Raw genomic sequence first — 24600 nt, 5'->3', positions numbered from 1 at the left:
CTTCGCCCGCTCCCCTTCTTCGATCCGCTTCAGATGGACACCCCGATATGACCGACATCAGCTTGCGGCTCGTGCTCCAGGCGCCGGGCGCCGGAGCGGCGGCCGAGATGAAAATGGCCGGCACGGCCACGAAGAGCACCACCCGGCAGGACGACCCCGCCGCGGCCGCCGCCAGAGCGCTGGACGACGCCCGGCAGACCGTCGCCGGCGCCGCCGGCACCGTCGCCTCGGTGGCTGGCCGGCTGCTGGGCCTTGCCGATGCATGGGCGGGCGTCGAAGCCCGGATCGCCGGCGTGGCCGGCGCCACCGCCGAAGTGGCGCCGCTTCAGCAGGAAATCGCCCGCGCGGCGCAGGACAGCCAGACCTCTCTGGGCGCCATGGCCGGCATCTTCACCGGGCTTGCCCGCGACATGGACCGGTTCGGCGGCGGGCTGGACCGGGCGGTCGGCGTTTCCCGGGCCATCGCCCAGGGCATGGCGCTGTCGGGCGCCGCCGGCCGCGACCTGGACGCCGCGGCCGGCCGGCTGGCCGGATCGCTGGCCAGGGCCGCGGTGGACGGCCGCAGCTTCACCGAGACCATGACCGAAAGCCCGCGCCTGGCCGAGATGCTGGCGCAAAGCCTGGGCATCAGCACCGACAACATGATCGCGCTGGCCCGCGAAGGCCGGCTTGCCTCTGCCGATGTCTTTGCGGCACTGGAAAGCCGGGCCCCGGCGATCGCCGAGGCTTTCGACGCCCTGCCGCCACGCATCGGCGGCGCGCTTTCGGCGCTTGAGACCTCGTTCACCACGCTGGTCGGCCGGATCGACCAGACCTTCGGCATCACCGAGCGGATGGCGGCCGCCATGCTGGTCGCGGCGGACAATATCGGCCCGCTGGTGGTGGCCGGCGGCACGCTTGCCGCCATGTTGGGCGGCATCGAAACCGGCATCACCGTGGCGCGAACCGCCTTTATGGCGCTGAACGCCACACTGCTGTTCACGCCGCTCGGCGCCATCACCACCGCGGTCGTGCTGGCCGGCGCGGCACTTGTCGCCTTTGCCGACGACATCCGTCCGGTGACCGACAGCATGGTGACGCTTGCCGATCTCGCCGACGTGGTCTGGGACCAGATGAAGCTGTTTGCGGGCGACATCTGGACGAACATCACCGGCGCGATGGGCAAGGCCTTCGCCTGGATCGGCCGGGCCATCGGCAGCTTCGGCGACACGATGAAGAGCGTGTACAACACCGCGATCGGCCTGTTCGCCGCGATCGGCGGCGCCGCGATCGAGGTCGGCAACACGATCTATCATGCGGTGATCGAGCGCTTCAACAAGAGCATCGAGGCCGTGGGCAATGTGTGGGATCGCCTGATGGACGGCGATTTCAAGGGCGCCGCGCAGGCGATCGGCAAGGCCTATGAGGACGGGGCGGAGAACGCCTACGGCTTCGCGGGCCTGGGCGAGCGGCTGCAGAAGACGATCCATGCCGCGCTGACCACCGACTATATCGGCGGCATGCGAGACGCGATGGCGACACAGCTGACCGATCTGGCATCGGATCTGGGCGACATGGTCGCGCCGACGCTGGATGCCATGGTCCTGGCCGCGGAAAAGGAGAAGGAGCGCAAGAAGAAGGAGGCGGAAGCCCGGCTCAAGGCCTCCGGGACCGTGCCGCCGGGGCAGCCGTCCGCGGCCGCGCAGGTGGTGACCGGCGGCGGCACGTCGATCGCCACCATCGCCACCCAGCCGGTAGCGACCGCCATGCCCTGCCAGTGCGACCGGGCGGTGGAGCGCACCACCGTGGTCGACAAGACGGATCAGCCGACGACCACGCCGCAGACGCCCGGGCGGACCACGCCCGATGACGGCTTCTGGCCGGAGATTTCGAAGCATTTCGAAACCGCCTTTGAGGAGGCCGTCGACAAGCTGGTCTCGGGCGATTTCGGCGGGCTGAAACAGACCGGCCGGACCCTGTTGAAAGATGTCGGCAGCGAGATCACCAAGGGCCTGAAAAGCAGGGTTCTCGACCCGCTGGTGAAGGATCTGGGTGGCGCCCTGCAGGGACTGGCGGGCAATCTCCTGGGCCGCTTCAGCGGGCTGTTCACGCGCGGTGGATCGGCCGTCACCACGGTGGCCGGCAATGACGGCAGCCTGCTCGGCGGGCTGTGGTCGGTGCTGAGCAAGGCGAACGGCTCGCTTAACCTGGGCAATCTGGGCACGCAGACCTTCGGCAGCCTGGCCGGGCCGATCGACGTGATCGGCCGGTCGCTCGGCATGTTCCAGGCGGGCGCCAGCACCTCGGCGGCCAGCCTGGGCCAGCTTGCCGCCGCGGAAGCGGCGGGCTTCACCGGCACGGCGCAGCTGCCGATGGGCACGGGCGGCTGGACGGCAACCTCACTCGGCTCGGCCCTGGGTGCCGCCGGCATCGGCTTCACCCTGGGCGGGCCGCTGGCCGGGCTGTTCGGCGGCAACCAGCTGGGTGGATCGATCGGCGGCGGGCTGGGGGCGGCGGGTGGTGCGATCCTGGCCGGCGTGCCGGGCATTGCCGGCACCGGCATCGCAACCGCCCTGGGCGGGCTGGCGCTGCCCGGGATCGGGCTTGTGGCGGGCGCGGCCCTGGGCGGGCTGATCGGCAAGAAGAAGCCCAGCAATTATGCCGCCTGGGCCACCATCCAGCCCGGCACCGGAGAGATCGAGCGATCGGGCTATACCCGCGACCAGCGCAATGTGGAGGCCCGTGACCAGCTGATCGACGCGATCTTCCAGGTGGGCACGCTGCTTGAAGACATCACCGGCGGCAGCCTGGACCATGTGCGCCGCCAGATCGATGTCGGCAGCCGCGACGGCATCCAGTACGGCACCAGCCATGGCAGCAAGAGACGCATCGCCGACAGCGACGATCCGGAAAAGGCCCTCACCTACATCGCCCGCGACCTTGTGTCGGAACTGACCGGCGAAATCCCCGAGGCCCTGACCCGTGCCGTCGACAAGATCGACTGGTCCGACCTCGACAAGGCCTTTCAGGACATCACCTTCGCGACCAGCCTGGCCGACACGCTGAAATGGCTGAACGAGGGGCTGGACCTGAACGACAACGCCGCCAAGCGGGCGCGCGAGGCGGCCGAAGCGCAGATCGACCAGCTGGAAAGCTTCCGCGAGACCGCGGAACGGCTGAACCAGGACATGGAGCCGGTGAACGCGGCGCTGACCGGCTTCGTCGAGCGGCTGCTGGGCATCCGCGATCAGGCACCGGCGGTGACCGAGTTCTCCCAGGCCATGATCACGGTCGAGGAGACCTTCGCGACCTATGCGAAATCGGCCGCCGATTTCGGCCTGACCGCGGCCCAGGTGGCCGATGCGCTGGCCGCCGCGCGCGAGAAGATCGCCAATGACTACAGCGAAGGGCTGGACCGGCGCATCCGCAGCGCCCGCGGGCTGGGGGTGGTGGACCAGGTCGCCGACATGATCACCGCGGCGGAAACCGCAGCGCGCGATGCCTTCACCGCCGCGGGCAGTGCCGGGGTTTCGAAGTTGTCGGAAGCGCTGGGCCTTGAAATCCGCAATATGGTGGATGGCGCGGGCCTGTCGGCCGAGGCGATCGATGCCCTGGCCGCCCGCTTCCCCGACCTGGCGGAGATGATCCGCCGGGTGGCGGTGGACACCGATACCGCGACCGGCGGCATTCGCGACTGGCTGGCGGCGCTGGACCAGAGCGAGGCCGGCGGCGGCAATGCCACCAGCCGCTTCCAGGCGGCACAGAGCGCCTTCGCCGCCGATCTGGCCGCGGCACGCACGGGGGATGCAGCGGCGCTGGGCCGGATCACCGCCAGTGCCGATACGCTGCTGGGCCTTGGTCGCGAGATCAACGGATCGGGCGTGCGCCAGGCGGCCCTGGTCGACATGGTGCGCAGCAGCCTGGCCGGCCTGCCGGCACTGACCGATGCCGGCAACGACGAGGCCGCGCTGGCCGAGGCGATCGCGGCCCTGAACCAGCTGCTGCAGGGATCGGTGGGCGGCACGGTGACGGCCGCATCCGGTACCGGCACCGCTGCCGCCACCGCCGCGGCACCCGCCGCGGCTGCGGCACCCGCCGCGGCTGCGGCACCCGCCGCAAGCGCCAATGCCACGGCCGGCGGCGCGGTTGCAGCCCAGGTCGCGGAAACGGCACGCAACGACGCGCTGATCGGCGAGGTCCGCGCGCTGCGCGAGGTGCTGACCGCGCTGCGCAACGACACCCAGGCGGTGGGGCGGCAGATCGCGTCCGGCGCCGAGGGCACCGTCGGCGCCATCGTCACCCAGACCGAAGAGCTGCGCGAACTGCGCCGGCTTGAAGAGCGCGGTCTGCTGCTTCAGAAGATGAGGGTCGCATGATCGTCCATTCCCTGCCGATGCGCCGGGCCGCCACCGATGCGGTGGCCGCCCTGCTCGCCGATGCCCGCCTGCACCTTTATCAGGGCGTGCGGCCGGCCAGCCCGGACATCGCGGCACCCGCCGGTAATCTGCTGGCCGTGCTGCGCCTGCCGGAGGTGCCGTTCAAACCCGCAGATGCCACGGGTGCTGCGATGACCGGGGAATGGACCGGCACTGCCCGTGCCGCGGGCATGCCCGCCTGGTTCCGCATGGTGCTTCGCGACGGGACCACCGCCTTCGACGGCGATGTGTCGCTGGCCCCTGCCCTGCCCGACGCCCCGGCCGGCGACCTGGTGCTGGCGGCGGGCCCGGTGGAGATCGGGCATTTCATCCAGGTGACCAGTTTCAGGATGGCCCTGCCATGAGCGTGCAGATCATCGGCACAGCGGTTCAGGCCTTCGGCGTGCTGAACGGCACGACCCGGACCATGACCGTGGACGCCACCGGCGCCGACCTGCTGGTGGTCATGGTGCCGTTCAGCTTCTATGACCCGCAGAACCAGGGCACGGTCTACGACCTGGGCCCGGCGGTGAGCTTCGCCGGCACGCCCATGGCCAAGGACTATCCTGAGCCGCTGGTCAATCACGAGAGCTTCGGCACCGTCGCCGTGTTCCATCTGGCGCGGCCGGCGGCCGGGCCGCAGGAACTGGCGATCACCGCCCCCTACTGGATCGGCTCTACCGAGGTTGCGGTGTTCGCGCTGGCGGGCACCGCCGGCCGGATCGGCATCGTGAAGGCCGAGGCGGTGGAAGGGGCGGACAGCACCACCGCGATCACCCTGCCCGGCATCGAACCGCCGGGCATCGGCGAGGACGGGCTGCTGCTGGCGGTGGCCACGGGCTTCTACAACGACACGGGCGACATCCCTGCCGCCGGCTGGACGGCCCATGGCGTGGCAGGCCAGGGCTGGGCGCGGGTCGCCGCCCTGTCGCGCAGCCTGGCCGATGCCGCAGAGGCGGGCCCACCGCATCTGGTGGCGCGCACCCCCTGGGCCGATATCGCATTGCTGGCCGCCGCCATTTCGGTGCCGCCGCGCGGCCGGCCGCGCAAGCCGATCGAGGTGACGGCGGCCGAGAGCTTCTATCTGGGCGCGCTGGACCAGACCATGCGCGGCGTGACCTTCGGCAGCACCCCGGCCGCGGGCCCCGAGGGCGGCATCATCGACGGCACCGGCGCCGATCTGCTGCTGGTGGCCGTGGGCTATACCCATGCCGATCCGCCACCGGCCCTGGTCTATGGCGGCCGGCGCCTGCGCTATGTGAACGGCTTCGACGCCGATATGGACGAGACCGGGCGGTTTCGCCTGGCCATCCTGGCCGACCCGCCCGCCGGACCGAACCTGCTGGAGGCCGCCGCCGAGGACCGATTCGTCGGCATCGTGACCCTGACCGCCGTCGCGCTGTCGGGTGTGACCGGCTGTATCGAGGCGCGCACCGCCCTGGTGTCGACCGATGCGACCACCCGTGTCCCGCTTGAGGACACCCATCTCGACAGCCTGCTTCTGGCTTTCGTGTTCAACCCCTGGGGGGCTACGGCGGGCTTCACGGCGCCCGGCTGGAGCAAACCGGCCGAGGCGGTGGGCGAGCATGCCGGCGCCCGCCTGTTCACCCGTCCGGGCGGCGGCCGGATCGGCTTCGACCTGGTGCGCGACACCGCCTATTCGACCCAGTTCATTCTGGCGCTGGAGCTGACCGCGGCCGTCCAGGACCAGGAGAGCGGCCGGATCACCGCCGAGGCCGCGCTGCCGACGCCGGTAACGGCGGCGGTTGCGGCCGGCCTGACCAGCCGCCGGCTGGTGCCCTCAGGGCAGAGCTGGAACGTCTATTGGGAGAGTTGGTTCGACATCCCCGCCGATTACGACGACCCGGTGGCGATCGACGCCATGCGGTTGATGCGCGTGCCCAACGGCACGGCCCGGGTGTTCCTGCACACGGCGAAGCCGCGCTGCAGCTATGCCGGGCCCGACGACCGGCTGGACCAGACCGGCGGGCTGCCCATCCCCTGCACCGGCCGGCAGCTGCGCCGGGTGCTGGACCGGTTCCGCCGCCGGCATCCCGCAACCCGGCTGATCCTGGTGGTGATGCAGTATGGCGAGCAGTGGATGCCCGAGCCCTATCACCCCGACGGGTTCGGTGGCCAGACCGAAGCCGACATGGCGGCGCTGCGCCGGATGGTCGACGATCTGGGGCTGGACGGGGTGGATGTGGACTATGAGTGCATCTCGGAACTGCCCGGGCTGGAAACCCATTGCCGGACCGACGAAAACGGTCGCCGCGTCTGCTATACCGATGCCGAACTGGTCACGGTGATCAAGCGCTTCCGGCGCTGGTTTCCCCGCGATCTGGGCTACGAACTCGGCTGGGCCGGCATGCATGTCGGCTGCTTCGGCGAGCCGCCCTTCGCGACGGCCAGACCTGTGGGCGGCGGCTGGAACGGCGGCTATGCCCTGGCGCTGGCCCGCGACCCCGAAGCCCGGGCGGCGCTGGACTACATCAACATCATGACCTATGACGCGGGGCTCGATTACGAGCCCATGGTCGCCTACGACGCCTATCGGCACTGGTTTCCGGACACGGCCCTGCATATCGGCCTGCGGGTCGGGCCGCCGGAATGGGGCTTCACCCCGCCGCACACCGATACCGGCGCCCGCCGGTCGCTCGACGACATGCGGGCCTATCTCAATCACGTGCTGTTCCGGCAGGGGGCCGGCGCCTTTCTGTATGGCTGGAACTGGGATGCGGCCGAACCCTCGGCCGCGACCTATTCCCCCACCGCCCGCTATGGCGAGGCCTATCCCGATGCGGCCATGGCCACCGCTGCCGCGCTCGACATGTTCGGGCTGGACGGTGTGATCCGCCTGCCCTTCCGGCCGGCGGTCGACCAGGTGGTGACGGTGGAGGTGCAGGCCGCCGATCTGGCGGCGCCCCGCGGCCGGCCGCGCCTGGCGGCCGCCTGGGCGGCGCTGCCCTGGGCGACATTGCCGCCCGAGAACGGGGGCGCCAAAAACGGGGCCGGGGCCTCTGACGGCCGGGTGCCGGTGGTGGTGCTGCGCTATACCGACAAGGCCTTCGCCACCGTGCCCGACGACCAGCCGGCCAGCACCTGGTTCGATCCGCGCGGCGCGGTGCCGCTGGTGATCGAACGCTCGATGCCGATCGCGCCGGAATCGCGGGATCGCGCCATCCTTCAGATCGGCCGGATCGATCTGATCAACGCCGACGGCGCACTGGACCAGGTGCCGGACGTCTACGACGTCGCCCGGCGGCGGGTGGTGGTCCGGGCCGGACATCGCGACGTCGCAGGCGCCCGGCATCGCGATTTCGCCCTGCTGTTCGACGGTGTCGGCGACGAACTGACCGGCACCCGCAACGCCGTGGCCCTGACGGTGCAGGGCATGGCCGGCCTGCTCGACCGACCGCTGACGACGCGGCTTTATGCTGAGCATCCGGCAATCGAGGTCTCGCCCGATCTGATCGGCAAGCGCATGCCGATGGGCTTCGGCCGCCTGCGCAATGTGGAACCCGTGGCGGTGGCACCCGCGCTCGGCATCCTGCAGCTGAGCGCACGGCGGATCCAGGCGGTGCATGCGGTCTATGACCGTGGCCTGCCGATCGCCCCCTCGGGACAGGATGTGGCGGATCTGACGGCGCTGGCGGCATTGGACGTGCCGCCGGGGCATTTCGCCACCTGCCTGGCCGAAGGGTTGATCCGGCTGGGCACCACCCCGCCGGTGGGCGTGGTGACGGTGGATTTCGACGGCGATGCCGAAGGTGGTTTCGTGTCCGACACCGCCGGCATCGTGCGGCGGATCATGCTCGACTTCGCGAGCCTGCCCGCCGACCGGCTGGATCCCACGGGCTTCGCCGCCATCGCCGCCGATTGCCCGGGCGTGATCGGCTGGTGGCAGGGCAGCGACGGCACCGCCACGGCCGGCGAGGCGGCGTCGGAAATCCTGCGCGGCATCAATGGCTGGTGGGGCGAAGACGGCACCGGGCGGATCGGCATCGGCATGGTCCGCGCCCCTGCGGCCACGCCGTCGCTGGTCATCGATCCGACCATGATCCTGGAAGCGCCGGAACGGCTGGAAATGCCGGGCAGCACCGCCCGCGCCGCCTGGCGGCGGCGAGTCAATCACACCCGCAACTGGCGGCCGATGACAGCATCGGATTTGCCACCCTCGGATGTGGAAACCGCGCTCGACCGCAGTTTCGCGGCCGAGACCTGGCGCGTGGCCTCGGCGGCGGATCTGGGCGTTCTGGTCGGCCGTGCGGCGGCACAGGATGTGGAGCCGGTCGACAGCTGGTTCGACACCGCCGCCGATGCCGAAGCCCATGCCCGGCGGCTGCTGGATCTTTATGGCCGGCCGGGGCTGATGATCTCGCTGGCGATGCCGGCCCTGCTTGCCGAAGAGCTGACGCCCGAGGGCCGTATCCGCTTCGTGCGGCCGGTGCGGATCGGCGCCACGGTGCGGGTGACCCACCCGCGCCACGGCCTGGCCCGGGGCCGCGACATGGTGGTGATCGCCACCTCGGAACAGTGGGACCGCGGGCGGCTGGTGCTGACCCTCTGGTCCCCCAACCTTCAAGATGAACAGGTCGCCTGATGAGCGGATCCCTCTCTCCCGACAGCGATCGGCGGATCATCGTCGATCACGTCAACCACACCGCCGGCCTTGCGGCCTCTGATCTGCGCTGCACGGCGCCGGTTGCCGCGGGGCTGCCGCTGGCGAACATGCTGGACGCCTGGCCGGCACGGGTGGCACGCATTGCCGCGGCCTCGTTCTCGATCGACATCGATCTGGGGGACGAGAAGCCGGTGGGCGCGCTTGCCCTGGCCCGCACCAGCCTTGGCCCGGGTGACATGGTCGCCTGGTCGGCGGGTACGCTGCGCGGCGGCGACGATCTCTGGCAGGGCCCGGCGGTCCCCGGCGCCCGCACCGGCATCGGCTTTCATCTGGCCCTGGCCCCGGCCGGGCTGGTGGCCCGCCATCTGCGCATGACGGTGACCACGGCGCCCGCCGCACCGCATGTCGATATCGGCCTGATCTGGATCGGCCCGGGCGACCGGCCCGAAGCCAACATGGCCTATGGCTGGCGGCTTGAGATGGAGGATGCAAGCCGCATCGCCGTCGCCGAAGCCTCTGGCGCCGAATGGGTCGATCAGGGCCCGAAGCGCCGCAGCCTGGTGTTCGACTTCTCTATGACCGCCGGCGACCGGCAGGCCGCCATCGATCGGCTGTTCGACCGCGGCCTGACCCGGCCGGTGCTGTGCGTGCCGGCCCCGCTCGGCGACTGGCCGCGCGAGGGCATGATCGGACGCATCGCCGCCCATGGCGGCTTCATCCGCACCGATCCCCTGTTCCATTCCACGTCCCTGACCATCCGGGAGCTTCTGTGATGCTTGTCGATCGCGGCTATCAGACCACCACCACCGAGGGCACCGGGGCACTGCAGCTGCTGCCCCCGCCCACCGGCCTTGCCCCGCTGTCCGCCCGCGGCGACGGTCCGGTGTTCTACGAGATCCTGGCCCCCGAAGACGGGATCTGGGAAATCGGCCAGGGCATCGTGACCGGCAACCAGCTGGAACGGGTGACGGTGCTGTCGAATTCCAACGGCACCACCGGGCTGATCAACCTGCCGGCCGGCGAGAAGCTGGTCTTCTCGGTGCTGCCGGCTTCGCGGGCGGTGTATGTGGACGAGAGTGGTGCCCTGGCCGGCGCCGATCTGGTCACGCCGGTGCCGCGCACCCGCCGGGTGGATACCGGGGCGGGGCTCACCGGCGGCGGCAGCCTGGACGCTGATCGCACGCTCAGCGTGGACATTGCCGGCACCCCGACGGCCGCCGATACCACCGGCAGCACGCGGCTGCTGGTGCACGATACGGCAGAAAATGCACTCCGGGCCGTGACCCGCGACACCCTGCTGGCCGATCACGTGCCCGACAGTCGCCGGGTGATCGCAGGCGGCCTGGTCACCGGCGGGGGCGCGCTCGGCGGCGACGTGACCGTTACCGTGACCGAGGCGACCGCGGCCGAGATGACGGCGGGAACCGCAGCCGCCAGCGTCGCAACACCGCGCCGCGTGAAGGGCGCCATCGATGCCCGGCTCGCCACCACGGCCGAGATGCAGACCGGGACGAATGCGACGAAGCTTGCCACGCCAGCCGGGGTGAAGGCCGCCATCAACGCCCTGTCGCCGGTGACGGCGGTTGGATCCACCGATCCGGATGACTACCGGTTGGGCTTCTCGTCGATTTCCCGAGTCAGCGGCAAGGTTCGAGCGATATTCACGAACCCAAGGCCGAACACCAACTATGTCGTGCAAGCCCAGGCGCCAGGCATCTATCTCGATTCGAGCCCCGACGCCAACCCTCAGATCCCGATGCTGGCTATCACGAAAACCACCGACTGGGTGGAAATCGAGATTATGATGTACGGCTTTGGCACCGGGTCCACGAGCACGGCCATTCCTGTGACGATTGTCGTCTATGGGTGACGCGCGTCACTCAATCACCGCACAGGCCAGCCGGTCGCCGGCATTGCCCGAGGGCTGGCTGCGGTGGTCGTCGCGGCCGGCATGGATCATCAGCGTCCGGCCGCGAATGCCGTTCGGGCCGTCGTCGAGCCGGACCATCGGGTTGAAGGCCTCGGCGTGAAGCGTGCCGTCGGCGCCGACCATCTGGTTGGGCATGTCGCCGGCATGCGGCCCGCCTTCGGCCAGGAAACCATGGGCCGTGTTGCCCGGGTTGAAATGGCCGCCGGCCGATTTGTGGTGGTCGGCCGCATCGCAGGTCCCGCCTTCATGGATGTGAAAGGCGACCCACTGCCCGGCCGGCAGGTCCCGGACCTCGGCCTGGATCAGCACGCCGCGCGCAGTGCCGGTGAGGGTGGCGGTGCCGGTTTCTTCGCCCGAGAGGCCGATGAAACGCGCTTTCGCGCGGATGGTCTCGGCCTCGGCGGCAATGGCGGGGGCGGCCGCGATCATCAGCATCGCAGTGAGGGCTGCGGTAAAGCCGTGGATCTGTGACGGCATGGCGTCGTCCTTTCCGATGACATAACGGGGCGGTCAGCGATACGGCGGGCACGACGACAGAACGCCACATATGCCGGAAGGTTTCCAGAGAACATTTCGAGGAACATGCGCGGCCCCCGGGCGTTCGCCCGGGACATCCCCGCAGATCGGAGATCGCCCGATGACCGCCCCCTCCCCCGCCCTCACCGCCGCCGACATCCTGGTCGAGACCCTGATCGCCTGGGAGGTGGATACCGTCTTCGGCCTGCCGGGCGACGGCATCAACGGCGTCATGGAGGCGCTGCGCACCCGTCAGGACAGGATCCGCTTCATCCAGACCCGGCATGAAGAAAGCGCCGCCTTCATGGCGTCCGCCCATGCCAAATTCACCGGGAAGCTCGGCGTCTGCCTGGCGACCTCCGGTCCCGGCGGCACCCATCTGATCACCGGGCTGTGCGATGCGGCGCTCGATCAGGCGCCGGTGCTGGCGATCACCGGCATGCAGGCCCATGACCTGATCGACAGCTTCACCCAGCAGGATATCGACCTCACGCGGATGATCGGCAATATCGCGGTCTTCGACACCAGGGTCGCCGATGCCGCGCATATGGAGACGGTGGCCGGTCTCGCCTGCCGCGCGGCGCTGACCCGCCGCGGCGTCGCCCATCTGTCGATCCCGGCCGACATGCAGGGTCAGAGGCTGGAAGACAGCCCGCGATCGTCGCGCAACCGGCCGGGCCATGTGTCGAACCGCCGCTTCCACGGCCGCAGCCTGCCCGATCCCGATCAGGTGGAGCTGGCGGCCTCGGTCCTGAACCGGGCGGAACGGGTGATGATCCTGGTCGGCCAGGGGGCCGCCGGTGCGGTTTCAGAGCTTGAAAAGACCGCCGACCTGCTGGCCGCGCCGGTAGCCAAGGCGCTGCTGGGCAAGGCGATCCTGCCCGACGACCACCCGCATTCGACCGGCGGCATCGGCATGCTCGGCACCCTGCCGTCCGAGGAAGCGATGGAGGGCTGCGATGCCCTGCTGATCGTGGGATCGACCTTTCCCTATATCGAATACTATCCGGAACCGGGCCAGGCACGGGCGGTGCAGATCGATCGCGACGGCGAGCGCATCGGCCTGCGCTATCCGGTGGAGGCCGGGCTGGTGGGGGATGCGGCCGAAAGCCTGCATCTGCTGAACCAGAAGCTGGAGCGCAAGCAGGATCGCAGCTTCCTGAAACGCGCCCAGGACGGCATGGCGCGCTGGCGCGAGATGATGCGCGCGGCCGAGCGCCAGGACGACGTGCCGATGAAGCCGCAGGTGGTGGTGGGCGCGCTGGGCCGGCGGCTGCCGCCCGAGGCGATCCTGACCAGTGACAGCGGCCAGAACACCGAGCTTGCCGCCCGGCATGTGCCGCTGGGTCCCGGGCAGGATTACGCCGTCTCGGGCACGCTCGCCTCCATGGCCTGCGGCCTGCCCTATGCCATTGCGGCCGGTCTGGCCTATCCCGACCGGCCGGTTTTCGCGATCGTCGGCGATGGCGGCTTCGCCATGCAGCTGGGCGAGTTCTCCACCGCCGTGCGCCACGGGCTGAACCTGAAGCTGCTGGTGATCCGCAACGGCATGCTCAACCAGATCGCCTGGGAGCAGATGATGTTCCTGGGCAATCCGCAATTCGCCTGCGAGCTGCAGCCGATCGATTTCGCCAAAGCCGCCGAGGCCATGGGCGGGCGTGGCTTCACGATATCCGACCCGGACCAGGTGGATGCGGTGCTGGACCAGGCACTCGCCACCCCCGGCCCGGTGGTCATCGATGCGATCGTCGACCCTTACGAGCCGATGATGCCGCCGCGCCTGCCCGAAGCCCATGCCCGCAATCTGCGCGAGGCCCTGCCCGAAACCCCCGGCCGGGAAAAGATCGAAGCCGCTCTTGCGGCCGAGCCGCTGCGGACGATGATCGAGGCGGGGCGGAAGTGACGACGGCAATCGCGCGACGGGCCGTTACTCCAGCTCGTCGGGCCAGAGCTGGGCGCCGTGCAGCAGGCGCAGGAGCCGGACGGTCTCTTCACCCGGCCGATAGGCCAGGATGTAAGGCGTGCCGTGGATGACCAGTTCGCGGGTCCCGGGGATCCTGCCCGGCCGGCCCCGCTGCGGGAACCGGGCCAGATCCGACGACTGCTGCTGAATTCGTTCATCGATACCGATCGCCGCGCCAAGATCATGCGCGGCGATGCGGTCGAAAATCCGCTCGCGGTCCAGGGCCGCGAAGCGGGACCAGATGATCCTCACGCGCCGCCGGCCCGCCGGAGCGCTGCCTCCCGGCGGGCGGCAAGACGGGCGTTCACCTCGTCATGAGAGAGATCGCCGGCCGTGTCGTCGAGCGCCTCCTGCACCCGGGCGCGGAACCAGGCATCATGGGTGGCCGGATCGGTGACGAGGCCGGGGGGCAATGCCCCTTCCCGCGCCACCCGGGTCAGGACGATGCGCACGACATCCGAGAGGGTGAGCCCGACACCGTCGAGCACCGCACTCGCCTTCTCCTTCACCTCGGCGTCGATGCGCGCCTGAACCAGAGCCGTGACCGCCATTCTATCCTCCTGCCGCGAGAGGCCGGGTGTCATTCACTTGAATGACAATAAGCTCGCCCGCGCTCCACGACAAGCCCCCCCGGTAACGGGGGCTGCGATCAATGATCCCCCGCCGCCCGGATCGCCTCCGCCCGGATCTCCTCGGTCAGCTTTGCGCGGAGTTCGCTGAAGTCCGGGCTGGATTTGACGGTGTAATGGCGCGGATGGGCGAGCGGCACCGGCGTGATCGCCTTGATCCGGCCGGGGCGGGCCGACATGGTGATGACGCGCGAGCCCACGAAGATCGCCTCTTCGATGTCGTGGGTGACGAAGATGACGGTCTTGCGGGCGCTTTCCCAGATGCCGAGAAGGAGTTCCTGCATCAGCCCGCGGGTCTGGTTGTCGAGCGCGCCGAAGGGCTCGTCGAGCAGCAGGATCTTGGGGTCGTTGGCCAGCGCCCGCGCGATGGCGGTGCGCTGCTGCATGCCGCCCGAGAGCTGCTTGGGCCAGTGATTTTCGAAGCCGCGCAACCCGACCTGATCGATGAAGCGCCCGACGATCTCGCGCCGCTCCGCCTCTGCCATGCCCTTCTCGCGCAGGCCGAAGCCGATATTCTGTTCGACGGTCAGCCAGGGAAACAGAGTGTAGGACTGGAAGACCATGCCCCGATCGGCGCCGGGGCCGGTGATCTCACGCCCGTCGAGCGTCACCCGCCCGGTCGACGGCCGGTCGAGCCCGGCGATGATCCTGAGCAGGGTCGACTTGCCGCAGCCCGACGGCCCCAGGATCGACACGAAATCATTGTCCGGCACCACCAGATCGGTGGGCTGGAGCGCCAGCGTCGGCTTGCCGCCGCGCACACCCGGAAAGGTGCGGCTGACGTTCTCGACGATCAGCCCGCCGCTCATGCCAGCCGCCATGCGAAGAGACGGCGATTCGCCAGCTTGAACAACACGTCGGAAATCAGCCCGATCACGCCGATGACGATGATGCCGAAGATGATCTGGCCGGTGGCCATCAGCGCCTGGGAGTTGATGATCATGTAACCGATGCCCGAGGAGGCGCCGATCAGCTCGGCCACGATGACATAGGTCCAGGCCCAGCCCAGCACCAGGCGCAGGGTCTCGGCGATGTCGGGGGCATTGGCCGGCAGCAGCACCCGGCGGAGGATGCCGCGGTCACGCGCACCCAGGGTATAGGCCGCTTCGACCAGATCACGCCGGGTGGCGCCGACCTGCACCGCCACCATCAGGGTGATCTGGAAGACCGAGCCGATGAAGATCACCAGCAGCTTCTGCATCTCGCCGATGCCGGCCCAGAGGATCAGCAGCGGCACGAAGGCCGAGGCCGGCAAATAGCGGGCAAAGGAGACGAAAGGCTCGAACAGCGCCTCGATCGGCTTGTAGGCGCCCATGGCGATGCCGAGCGGCACGGCGATGACGGCGGCCATGGCGAAGCCGCCCACCACCCGCCAGACGGTCATGCCGATATCGGACAGGAAGCCCTGGTCGGCCAGCAGCGACCAGCCATCGGCGAGCATGGTGAGCGGATCGGCAAGGAAGGTCGGCGAGACGAAGCCGCCGAAGGTCGCCACCGCCCAGCCGGCCGTGAACAGCACGAAAAAGCCGATGCCGAGCAGGATCCGCGTGCGCGGGCTGACCGGCTCGAAAGGTCGGAGCATGGGTTCAACCAGGTCTTTGGGTCGGAGAGAGACAGCGACGGAGGCCGCGGATGGAGGGGGCGGAGGGCCGTGCCCCCACCCCCCCGCGGATCACCCCCCCGCGAATCACCGGCCACGTGTTACTTGATGTAGCTGGTGTCGACGATGGCGTCGAGATCCGGCTTCTGCTTGATCACGCCGATTTCGAGCAGCAGATCGGCCGCCTCGGCCGAGAAGGTCTTGAACTCGCCCTCGAAGAAGGCCTGGTTCGCCGCCTTGTCCTGCCAGCGCAGATACTGCGCCGAATTGCCGAAGGCCTCGGCGGTCTGCTTCACATCGGCGCCCATGATGCCATAGGCCTTGTCCTTCTCGGCCGCGATCATCTCAAGCGCCGCGAAATAGCTGTCGGCCAGCGCCTTGCCGGCGGCGGGGTTTTCCGACAGGAAGGCCGGGGTGCAGCCGACGGTATCCATCACCGCCGGATAATCCAGCGTGGTCGCCAGGATCTTGCCCTTGTCGGGGGCGTTGCGGACGGTGGAGAGATAGGGCTCGTAGGTCATCGCCGCATCGTTCTGGTCGGCGACGAAGGCCTGGGCCGCCGGCCCCGGCTCCATGTTCACCACCTTCACATCCGACATCTTCATGCCGTTCTTGTGCAGCATCCAGGCGAGCAGGAAATAGGGCGAGGTGCCGGGCGCCGAGGCCGCGACCGTCTTGCCCTTCAGATCGGCGAACCCGTTCACGCCACCACGCACCGCGATGCCGTCGGCGCCATAGGACTTGTCCATCTGGAAGATCTGCTTCGCAGCCACGCCGTTGGCATTCCACACGATCCAGGTCTCAACGGTCGTCGCCGCGCACTGGATGTCGCCCGAGGCGAGCGCCAGATGCCGGCTGGCCTGCGGGATCTTCTTCAGGGTGACGTCCAGCCCGTGCTTTTCGAAGATGCCGGCCTCTTTCGCCAGCGTCAGCGGCGCGAAGCCGGTCCAGCCCGACAGGCCGATGGTCACCTTTGTGGTCTCGGCGGAGGCGGGCGCGGCGATCGCCACGGCCGCCAGACCGGCCATGGCGGCGGCCATGCCGATAGTCCGACGAAGCTTCATGAACTGGTCCCCCGTATGTGAACGGACACTGATGGTCCTGACCCGGTCACCCCTGCGCCCGCGGATCGTGCCGCGGGTCGTTGCTTTGCGTAAACTCATAGCAGCACAGCGGATCGCCCGGCGTCAATTGCCTATACATATCGCAGAATGATCCGGCGACAGACGCAGGAACCCCCGCCATCGCAGCCGATGGCGGGGGTTCGCAGCCGTCAGGACCGGGCGGAGGGATCAGTCCGCGGCGGGGATCCGGCGCACCGCCCCCCGGGCTGCGCTGGTGGTCAGCATGGCATAGGCCTGCAGCGCCTTCGACACCTTGCGGGCGCGCGGCTGGGCGGGCTTCCAGCCCTTCGCCTCCTGCGCCGCACGCCGCGCGGCCAGGGTGTCGTCGTCGACCGCCAGATGGATGCGGCGGGCGGGGATGTCGATCTCGATGATGTCGCCTTCTTCCACCAGGCCGATGGCGCCGCCTTCGGCCGCTTCCGGCGAGACATGGCCGATCGACAGGCCCGAGGACCCGCCCGAGAACCGGCCATCGGTCACCAGCGCGCAGGTCTTGCCCAGGCCCTTGGACTTGAGGTAGCTGGTCGGATAGAGCATTTCCTGCATGCCCGGGCCGCCGCGCGGGCCTTCATAGCGGATCAGCACCACATCGCCGGCGGCAACCCTGCCGCCCAGAATGCCGGACACCGCCGCATCCTGGCTTTCGAAGATCCGCGCCGGGCCCTTGAAGGTGAGGATAGACTCGTCCACACCCGCCGTCTTCACGATGCAGCCGTCGAGCGCGATGTTGCCGAACAGCACCGCCAGGCCGCCATCCTTCGAATAGGCATGGTCGACATCGCGGATGACGCCGGCCGCGCGATCCAGATCGACGGCATCGAAGCGGCGATCCTGGCTGAAGGCGGTCTGGGTCGGCACGCCGCCGGGGGCGGCACGGTAGAAATCATGCACCGAGACGGCATCTGTCCGCTTCACGTCCCAGCGGTCGAGCGCATGGCCCAGCGTCTCGGCATGGACCGTCGGCACCGAGGTATCCAGCAGGCCCGCACGGTCCAGCTCGCCCAGGATCGCCATGATGCCGCCGGCGTGGTGGACGTCTTCCATATGCACATGGCTGACGGCGGGCGCCACCTTGCACAGCACCGGCACCCGCCGCGACAGCCGGTCGATATCGGCCATGGTGAAATCGACCTCGCCTTCCTGTGCGGCGGCCAGCAGGTGCAGCACGGTGTTGGTCGACCCGCCCATGGCGATGTCCAGCGTCATGGCATTCTCGAACGCCGCCCGGGTGGCGATGCTGCGCGGCAGAGCGGTGGCATCGTCCTGTTCGTAATAGCGCCGGGCCAGATCGACGATCAGATGGCCGGCTTCCAGGAACAGCCGCTTGCGGTCGGCATGGGTGGCGAGCGTCGAGCCGTTGCCCGGCAGCGACAGGCCCAGCGCCTCGGTCAGGCAGTTCATCGAATTGGCGGTGAACATGCCCGAGCACGACCCGCAGGTCGGGCAGGCCGACCGCTCGATGACCTTGACGTCCTCTTCCGAAATCCGGTCGTCGGCGGCGGCGACCATGGCATCGACCAGATCCAGCGCCTTCTTCTCGCCGCCCAGCACCACCTTGCCGGCCTCCATCGGCCCGCCCGAGACGAAGACCACCGGAATGTTGAGGCGCAGCGCCGCCATCAGCATGCCGGGGGTGATCTTGTCGCAGTTGGAGATGCAGACCATCGCATCGGCGCAATGGGCATTGACCATGTATTCGACGCTGTCGGCGATCAGCTCGCGCGAGGGCAGCGAATACAGCATGCCGTCATGGCCCATGGCGATACCGTCATCGACCGCGATGGTGTTGAATTCCTTGGCGACACCGCCCGCGCTTTCGATCTCGCGCGCCACCATCTGCCCCAGATCCTTGAGGTGCACATGGCCGGGCACGAACTGGGTGAAGGAGTTGACCACGGCAATGATCGGCTTGCCGAAATCCTCGTCCTTCATGCCGGTCGCGCGCCACAGGCCGCGGGCGCCGGCCATGTTGCGGCCATGGGTGGTGGTGCGGGAACGATAGGCGGGCATGGGGGATCCTCAAGGACGCGGCGCGCGGAGACGGGCGCGCATATGGGCTTCTTGTGTACCGCCCCGGAAATCGGCCCCGGGGACGGCGGGCACGGTATACCACACTATGTAAGCCGGGTCGCCGCGCTTCAATTCCATTCATGACCCGCCGCGGCCGATTTTCGAAGCCCCCGGTCCGGATCATGGCCCGCAACACGCAAGAAGACGCCCGCGCCGGATTGCACGATCCGACCCGTTCCCGATTCGGGGCGGGCGCCATGATATGCCCGGCGTCACGCCGCCATGTCGAAGACCAGCACCTCGGCGCCGTCGAGCCCGGCAAGGTCGATGCGGCCGCCGGTGATGGCGGCGCCGTCGCCTTCCTTCAGCACCTCGTCGCCCAGCTTCACCCTGCCGCGGGCGACCTGGACCCAGGCGATGCGGCCCTGGGCCAGATCATGGCTGGCGGCGGCGCCTTCCGGCAGAAGCCCGGCATAGAGGTCGACATCACGATGGATGGTGATGGAGCCCTCGCGGCCGGTGCGGGAGCCGACCAGACGCAGCCGGCCGGTCTTCTCGGCCTCGGCAAAGGTCTTCTGTTCGTAGCCGGGGGCCAGCCCCTCGGCCTCGGGGATGATCCAGATCTGCAGGAAATGCACCGGCTCGGTGCGCGAGGCGTTGAACTCGCTGTGCCGGATGCCGGTGCCCGCGCTCATCCTCTGCACGTCGCCCGGGCGGATCACCGAGCCGGTGCCCAGGCTGTCGCGATGCTCAAGCCCGCCCTCCAGAACATAGGAGATGATCTCCATGTCGCGATGCGGATGGGTGGGGAAGCCGCCGGCCGGGGCCACCCGGTCGTCGTTGATCACCCGCAGCGGGCCGAAGCCCATGTGGTTCGGGTCGAAATAATGCCCGAAGGAGAAGCTGTGATGGCTGTTCAGCCAGCCGAAATCGACATGGCCCCGGTCTTCTGCACGACGGATGATGGTGGTCATGATCCTGTTTCCCCTGCTTGCGGGAGGTCCACCGCGGGACCGTTGAGAGGAAGATAGACCCGACCACCACATCCCACAATCCGGCCGATTTCGGCCGGACTGCGTCTGAAATGGATACAATCGTGCCGGTCACTCCGCGGTCATGCGGATCCCGGGGTCCAGGAAGTCGTTGGTATAGGCGCTGGTCACGTCGAAGGGCTTTTCGATGCCGAAATAGGTCTCGACCAGCTGGTAGTCGGCCGCAACCCGCTCAGGGCTGAAGGCGCCGAGTGCCGTGCCGGTGGTGGTCGGGTCGCGCATCAGTTCTTTCACCCGGTTCCACTGGTCGCGCTGATTGGCTTCGGTCAACCCCGATGCGGCGGCCAGCAGGGCCTGAAGGCAGGGGGTGACGTCCTGGACGCAGGCGGCGAAGGCACGCTGGCTGACCCGGGTGAAGGCCTTCACCACCTCGGGCTTGTCCTTCAGGAAACCGCCATTGACGATGATCGCATTGCCATAGGGGTTGATGCCGATATCGCGCCAGGCCACGAAGCCCAGATCATCGCCGAACTCGCGCAGCTTCAGGTCGTGCTCGTTATAGAAATCGGTGGTGACGTCGATCGCGCCGCTCTTGAGCGAGGCCATCTTGGCCTGCGGGCTGACATTCACGAAGCTGACCGAGCCGGGATCGATCCCCACCTTCTGCGCGAAGGCCGGCCACATCACCCGCGAGGCATCGCTCGGCGGGTTGCCGATCTTGTGGCCGGGAAAGTCGGCAGGGCCGGTGATGCCGCGGCTTTTCAACCAGTAGAACCCTTGCGGGGAGTTGGCATAGACCACCATCACCGCGGTGAGATCGGCGCCCTTGCTTTTCGCCAGCAGGGCCGTCGCCATGTCGGCGATGCCGATCTTCGACGCCCCGGCGCCGACACGCTGGGCCGAAACGCCCGAGCCCTTGCCGGTCTGGATGTCGAGATCGATGCCCGCCTCTTCATACCAGCCCTGGGCCTTGGCGTAGTAATAGGGCGAATGGTCGGCGGTCGGCACCCAGTTCAGCACCAGATCGACCTGTTCCGCCGCCGCGGCCGGCTGTGCCCAGACCGTCGCGACCATGGCGACGGCAACGGCTGCGGAGGTCTCCGTGATCTTCATGCCCTTCAACTCCCTGACTTTTCCCGGTGAGGCCAGACTTTTCCCTGATCGGCACCGCCGCTTCCATTGTGCTAAGGAAGGCATTACGGCCCTGTCGCGGACGAGCTTAGCGCTTCACCCCGGCGCCGGGCAATGTTAAATCAACTGGTTGGTTGATAATCTGGAAGTGGCCCCGATGAACGACTCCCCGCGGATGAACGACAAGCGCCCCGCTCGCCAGAAGCGCGATCCCGAGGCGACACGGCGCGCTTTGCTCAGCGCCGCGATCGCCGAATTCGCCGACAAGGGCCTGGCCGGATCGCGGGTCGACGAGATCGCGCAGCGGGCCGGGGTCAACAAGCAATTGGTTTATCATCACTTCGGCAATAAGGAAGACCTGTTCCGCGCCGCGCTGGAACAGGTCTATGGCGAGATCCGCGCGCGTGAACAGGCGCTGCATCTGGCCGACCTGCCGGCGGTGGCGGCGATGGAACGCCTGGTCGGCTTCTCCTTCGATCATCTGGCCGAACATCCCGAACTGGTCGCCCTGCTCAACGACGAGAACCGCCACCAGGCCCGGCATATCAAGGATGCCCCCCAGATTCAGGCAATGCATTCGCCCTTGATCGTGATGATTGAAGAAACCCTGACCCGCGGCGCCCGTGACGGCGTGTTCCGCGACGACATGGATGCGATCAACGTCTATATCTCGATCGCCGGCCTCGCTTATTTCTTCTTTGCCAACAACCACACATTGTCCGCCATCTTCGGCACCAATCTGGATTCGGCCCGCGAGGTCTCCAGGCGGCGGCGGCATGTCATCGATTTCGTGCTCTCCGCCCTGCGGCCGGTGCCGGCCGCACCTCGTGAGATTCAGTCAACTGTTTAGTTGACTCGATAACCGGGCCGTTTTAGCCTCGATCCGTGGTCGAGGGATGCGGGGGCCGAGGGAACCGGACGCCCCGTCGCCATGGGCCAGCTCCTGTTCGAAGAGGGACGCATGTCATGACCAGCCTCGTGGAGGAGGACGCCCGCAGCGCGGGTGCGGCGGCCGAGGTGAAGGCCGAACGGGCGGCGGCACGCCGGCGCCAGGCGGCGGTCGTCGCCGTCCATCTGGGCGCGATCGCGCTCTGGGAGCTGACGGTCCGCCTGGCAGACCTGCCCGCCTTCATCCTGCCGTCCCCGGCTGCCGTCCTCGCCACGCTCGGCGGCGAGGGCTATGACTGGCTCGGCAATACGGCGGTGACCGCGGCCGAGATCTTCGGCGGCTATGCGCTGTCGGTGGTGGTGGGGGTGGCGCTCGCCCTCGCCTTCTCGTGGTCGAAACCGCTGACCCTGCTGGTGTTTCCGCTGCTGGTGACGCTGAACATGATCCCCAAGGTGGCGCTGGGGCCGCTGGTGATCGTCTGGTTCAGCTACGGCATCGGCACCAACATCCTCATCACCTTCCTGCTCTGCTTCTTCCCGATCCTGCTGACCACCGCGCGCGGCCTGAAGGAAGTGGAGCCCGACCTGCTCGACCTGGTGCGCTCGCTTAAGGGCTCGCGCTGGCAGGCCTTCCGCTACATCCAGCTGCCGGGCGCCCTGCCCTATCTGTTCTCGGGCATGAAGGTGGCCGCGATCCTGGCCGTGGCCGGCGCGGTGGTGGGTGAATTCATCGCCTCGGAACGCGGCCTCGGCTATCTGATGATCCAGGTTCAGGCCTCGCTCGACACGCCCGCCATGTTCATGGCGGTGGTGATGCTGACCCTGCTCGGCCTCGCCCTTTATCTCGCGGTGCTCGCCGCCGAACACCTGTTCCTCCCCAAGGATGCGAGGATGAAATGACCGTCTGGCTCGACGACGCCGCCTTCCCCGACCGTTTCGACGGCCCCGAGGCGCTGGACGACTTCCTGACCCGCCCGTCGCGTGCGCTCGGCGCCGACCTCGCCTCGATCGACGGCGACATCATGGTGCTGGGCGTCGGCGGCAAGATGGGCCCGACGCTCGCCCGCCTCGCCCGCAATGCCGCACCGGACAAGCGCGTGATCGGCGTCGCCCGGTTCAGCGAGCCGGGCCTGCGCGACAGCCTTGAAGCCCATGGCGTCGAGACGATCGCCTGCGATCTGATGGACCGCGACGCCATCGCCGCCCTGCCCCGGCTGCGCAATGTGGTGTTCATGGCCGGCCGCAAATTCGGCGCCACCGGCTCCGCCAACCTGACCTGGGCGATGAACGTCCATGTGCCGTCGATGGTGGCCGAACATTTCCGCGACAGCCGGATCGTCGCCTTCTCCACCGGCTGCGTCTATCCCTTCGTCGACGTGTCGAGCCAGGGCTCGACGGAAGACAGCATCCTGAACCCGCCCGGCGAATACGCCTTTTCCTGCATCGGGCGCGAGCGGATCTTCGGCCATTTCTCGGAACGCTACGGCACCCCGGGCCGGCTGTTCCGGCTGAACTATGCCGTGGATCTGCGCTATGGCGTGCTGTTCGACGTGGCCCGCAAGGTCCGCGACGGCGAGCCGGTCGACGTGACCATGGGCCATGTCAACGTGATCTGGCAGGGCGATGCCAATGCCCAGGCGCTGCGCTGCCTGGCCCATTGCACCGATCCCACCAGCCCGATCAACGTCTCGGGGCCCGAGACCATCGCGGTGCGCTGGCTGGCGCGCAGCTTCGCCGAACGGCTGGGCCGCGACGCGGTGATCACCGGCTGCGAGGCGCCGACCGCCTGGCTCACCAACACGGCACAGGCGGCCGGCCTGTTCGGTTACCCGCTGGTGCCGCTCAGCCGGATGATCGACTGGGTGGCGGACTGGGTGGCGGCGGAACGCCCGGCCTTCGGCAAGCCGACCCGGTTCGAGGTGCGGGATGGCACCTACTGAGCCGGCGCCGCTCACCCCCCACGCCCCTGCCCCCCACGCACTTGCCCCCCACGCCCTTGATGACTGCCGGGCGCTCTCGGCCGAGGCCGGCTGGAACCAGACCGCCGCCGACTGGATGACCTTCTTCCGGTCGGGCACGGTTTTCGGCATCACCGAGGGCGGAACGCCGGTCGCAACCGGCGCGGTGATCGCCCATGGGCCGCGGGTCGCCTGGATCGGCATGGTGCTGGTCCGGGGCGACCGGCGGGGCGGCGGGCTCGGCACGCAGATCCTGAAGGTCTGCCTGGACCATTGCCGCGCACGGGGCCTGCTGCCGGTGCTGGATGCAACACCGGCAGGGGAACGGGTCTACCGCCCGCTGGGCTTCCTGCCCTGGTTCGGCCTGACCCGATGGGACGGCGCCGGCGGCGGCAGGGCGGCCGGGGGGATGCGCAACATCGGCCCTGCCGACCTGCCCCGGATCGCAGAGGCCGATGCCGCGGCGCTCGGTGCCCCCCGCCCGGCCCTGCTCGCCGGGCTTGCCGCCAGCGGCGCACCGGCGCTGATCGCAGAGGCGGGCAGCGGCTTCGCCCTGGGCCGCCCCGGCCGGATCGCCACCCAGATCGGGCCGGTGGTCGCGGAGGACGAGAGCACGGCGGCGCGGCTGATCGAGGCGGCCATCGCGGCCGTCTCGGGCCCGGTGATCATCGATCTTGCCGACCATCATGCCGGCCTCGCCGACCTGCTGCGAGCCCGGGGCTTCACGCCCCGCCGCCCGTTCCTGCGCATGGCGCTGGCCCAGGCGACGCCGCTTGGCACCCCCGCTCACCTTTATGCTGCCGCCGGCCCCGAATTCGGGTAATGGCCTCCTTCGAGGATG

Annotated in this window: 19 protein-coding genes; 10 read left to right on the top strand and 9 right to left on the bottom strand. The window is 68.9% G+C overall.

The annotated features are described in order from the left end of the window. The first annotated feature begins 47 nt into the window (after positions 1-47). Genes P7L68_RS00710 through P7L68_RS00690 form a run of 5 tightly spaced genes read left to right on the top strand, consistent with a single transcriptional unit; the run spans position 48 to position 10888 of the window. On the top strand, positions 48-4355 hold the full coding sequence (locus P7L68_RS00710; RefSeq protein ID WP_371999080.1) for a tape measure protein: 4308 nt from the start codon (positions 48-50) through the stop codon (positions 4353-4355). After that, on the top strand, positions 4352-4759 hold the full coding sequence (locus P7L68_RS00705; protein ID WP_371999079.1) for a hypothetical protein: 408 nt from the start codon (positions 4352-4354) through the stop codon (positions 4757-4759). Before P7L68_RS00710 ends, P7L68_RS00705 begins: the two co-directional genes overlap by 4 nt. Next, the gene (locus P7L68_RS00700; RefSeq protein WP_371999078.1) at positions 4756-8997 is read left to right on the top strand and encodes a hypothetical protein; all 4242 of its coding nucleotides are present in this window, start codon (positions 4756-4758) and stop codon (positions 8995-8997) included. Before P7L68_RS00705 ends, P7L68_RS00700 begins: the two co-directional genes overlap by 4 nt. Next, positions 8997-9791: a hypothetical protein gene (locus P7L68_RS00695; RefSeq protein ID WP_371999077.1), complete on the top strand. Its 795-nt coding sequence runs from the start codon at positions 8997-8999 to the stop codon at positions 9789-9791. Before P7L68_RS00700 ends, P7L68_RS00695 begins: the two co-directional genes overlap by 1 nt. Next, positions 9791-10888, top strand: a complete 1098-nt coding sequence (locus P7L68_RS00690) for a hypothetical protein (RefSeq protein ID WP_371999076.1) — start codon at positions 9791-9793, stop codon at positions 10886-10888. Before P7L68_RS00695 ends, P7L68_RS00690 begins: the two co-directional genes overlap by 1 nt. A gap of 6 nt (positions 10889-10894) precedes the next feature. Here the strand turns inward: P7L68_RS00690 and P7L68_RS00685 are convergent, their stop codons facing one another. Then, positions 10895-11425 (bottom strand): superoxide dismutase family protein, encoded by a 531-nt coding sequence (locus P7L68_RS00685; RefSeq protein ID WP_371999075.1) that lies wholly within the window; start codon positions 11423-11425, stop codon positions 10895-10897. A gap of 160 nt (positions 11426-11585) precedes the next feature. Here P7L68_RS00685 and P7L68_RS00680 point away from each other — a divergent pair, with 160 nt between their 5' ends. Next, positions 11586-13367, top strand: a complete 1782-nt coding sequence (locus P7L68_RS00680) for a thiamine pyrophosphate-dependent enzyme (protein ID WP_371999074.1) — start codon at positions 11586-11588, stop codon at positions 13365-13367. Positions 13368-13391: 24 nt separating this feature from the next. On the opposite strand, the gene P7L68_RS00675 is transcribed toward P7L68_RS00680, so the two are convergent. The 8 genes from P7L68_RS00675 to P7L68_RS00640 form a co-directional block, all read right to left on the bottom strand. Then, positions 13392-13679, bottom strand: a complete 288-nt coding sequence (locus tag P7L68_RS00675; RefSeq protein WP_014752916.1) for a type II toxin-antitoxin system RelE/ParE family toxin — start codon at positions 13677-13679, stop codon at positions 13392-13394. Further along, a complete protein-coding gene (locus P7L68_RS00670) occupies positions 13676-13978 on the bottom strand; it encodes a type II toxin-antitoxin system RelB/DinJ family antitoxin (protein WP_014752915.1) in 303 nt (100 codons plus the stop codon). Before P7L68_RS00670 ends, P7L68_RS00675 begins: the two co-directional genes overlap by 4 nt. A 98-nt stretch (positions 13979-14076) precedes the next feature. Continuing rightward, positions 14077-14877, bottom strand: a complete 801-nt coding sequence (locus tag P7L68_RS00665) for an ABC transporter ATP-binding protein (protein WP_371999073.1) — start codon at positions 14875-14877, stop codon at positions 14077-14079. Continuing rightward, positions 14862-15638 carry an ABC transporter permease gene (locus tag P7L68_RS00660; protein ID WP_062764148.1) on the bottom strand — a complete coding sequence of 259 codons (777 nt, stop codon included), beginning with the start codon at positions 15636-15638 and terminating at the stop codon, positions 14862-14864. Before P7L68_RS00660 ends, P7L68_RS00665 begins: the two co-directional genes overlap by 16 nt. Before the next feature lie 119 nt (positions 15639-15757). Beyond that, positions 15758-16696 carry an ABC transporter substrate-binding protein gene (locus tag P7L68_RS00655; protein ID WP_371999252.1) on the bottom strand — a complete coding sequence of 313 codons (939 nt, stop codon included), beginning with the start codon at positions 16694-16696 and terminating at the stop codon, positions 15758-15760. Between the two features lie 252 nt (positions 16697-16948). Next, positions 16949-18790 carry a dihydroxy-acid dehydratase gene (gene ilvD, locus P7L68_RS00650; protein WP_371999072.1) on the bottom strand — a complete coding sequence of 614 codons (1842 nt, stop codon included), beginning with the start codon at positions 18788-18790 and terminating at the stop codon, positions 16949-16951. Positions 18791-19062: 272 nt separating this feature from the next. Beyond that, positions 19063-19764, bottom strand: coding sequence for a pirin family protein (locus P7L68_RS00645; protein WP_371999071.1), 702 nt, complete (start codon positions 19762-19764; stop codon positions 19063-19065). 129 nt (positions 19765-19893) lie between these two features. Continuing rightward, positions 19894-20895, bottom strand: a complete 1002-nt coding sequence (locus tag P7L68_RS00640; RefSeq protein WP_371999070.1) for an ABC transporter substrate-binding protein — start codon at positions 20893-20895, stop codon at positions 19894-19896. Between the two features lie 175 nt (positions 20896-21070). On the opposite strand from P7L68_RS00640, the gene P7L68_RS00635 reads away from it, so the two are divergent. The 4 genes from P7L68_RS00635 (at position 21071) to P7L68_RS00620 (ending at position 24582) form a co-directional block, all read left to right on the top strand. Next, on the top strand, positions 21071-21763 hold the full coding sequence (locus P7L68_RS00635; protein WP_371999069.1) for a TetR/AcrR family transcriptional regulator: 693 nt from the start codon (positions 21071-21073) through the stop codon (positions 21761-21763). Between the two features lie 116 nt (positions 21764-21879). After that, positions 21880-22701, top strand: a complete 822-nt coding sequence (locus tag P7L68_RS00630) for an ABC transporter permease (RefSeq protein WP_014752905.1) — start codon at positions 21880-21882, stop codon at positions 22699-22701. Next, positions 22698-23741: an NAD-dependent epimerase/dehydratase family protein gene (locus P7L68_RS00625; protein WP_371999068.1), complete on the top strand. Its 1044-nt coding sequence runs from the start codon at positions 22698-22700 to the stop codon at positions 23739-23741. Before P7L68_RS00630 ends, P7L68_RS00625 begins: the two co-directional genes overlap by 4 nt. Further along, positions 23728-24582, top strand: a complete 855-nt coding sequence (locus P7L68_RS00620) for a GNAT family N-acetyltransferase (protein WP_371999067.1) — start codon at positions 23728-23730, stop codon at positions 24580-24582. Before P7L68_RS00625 ends, P7L68_RS00620 begins: the two co-directional genes overlap by 14 nt. The last annotated feature ends 18 nt before the right edge of the window (positions 24583-24600 follow it).

The organism is Tistrella mobilis (genome assembly GCF_041468085.1).
Lineage (GTDB): Bacteria > Pseudomonadota > Alphaproteobacteria > Tistrellales > Tistrellaceae > Tistrella > Tistrella mobilis_A.
Note: the sequence above shows the minus strand (reverse complement) of the source record. Positions and strands in the feature narration are given on the sequence as shown.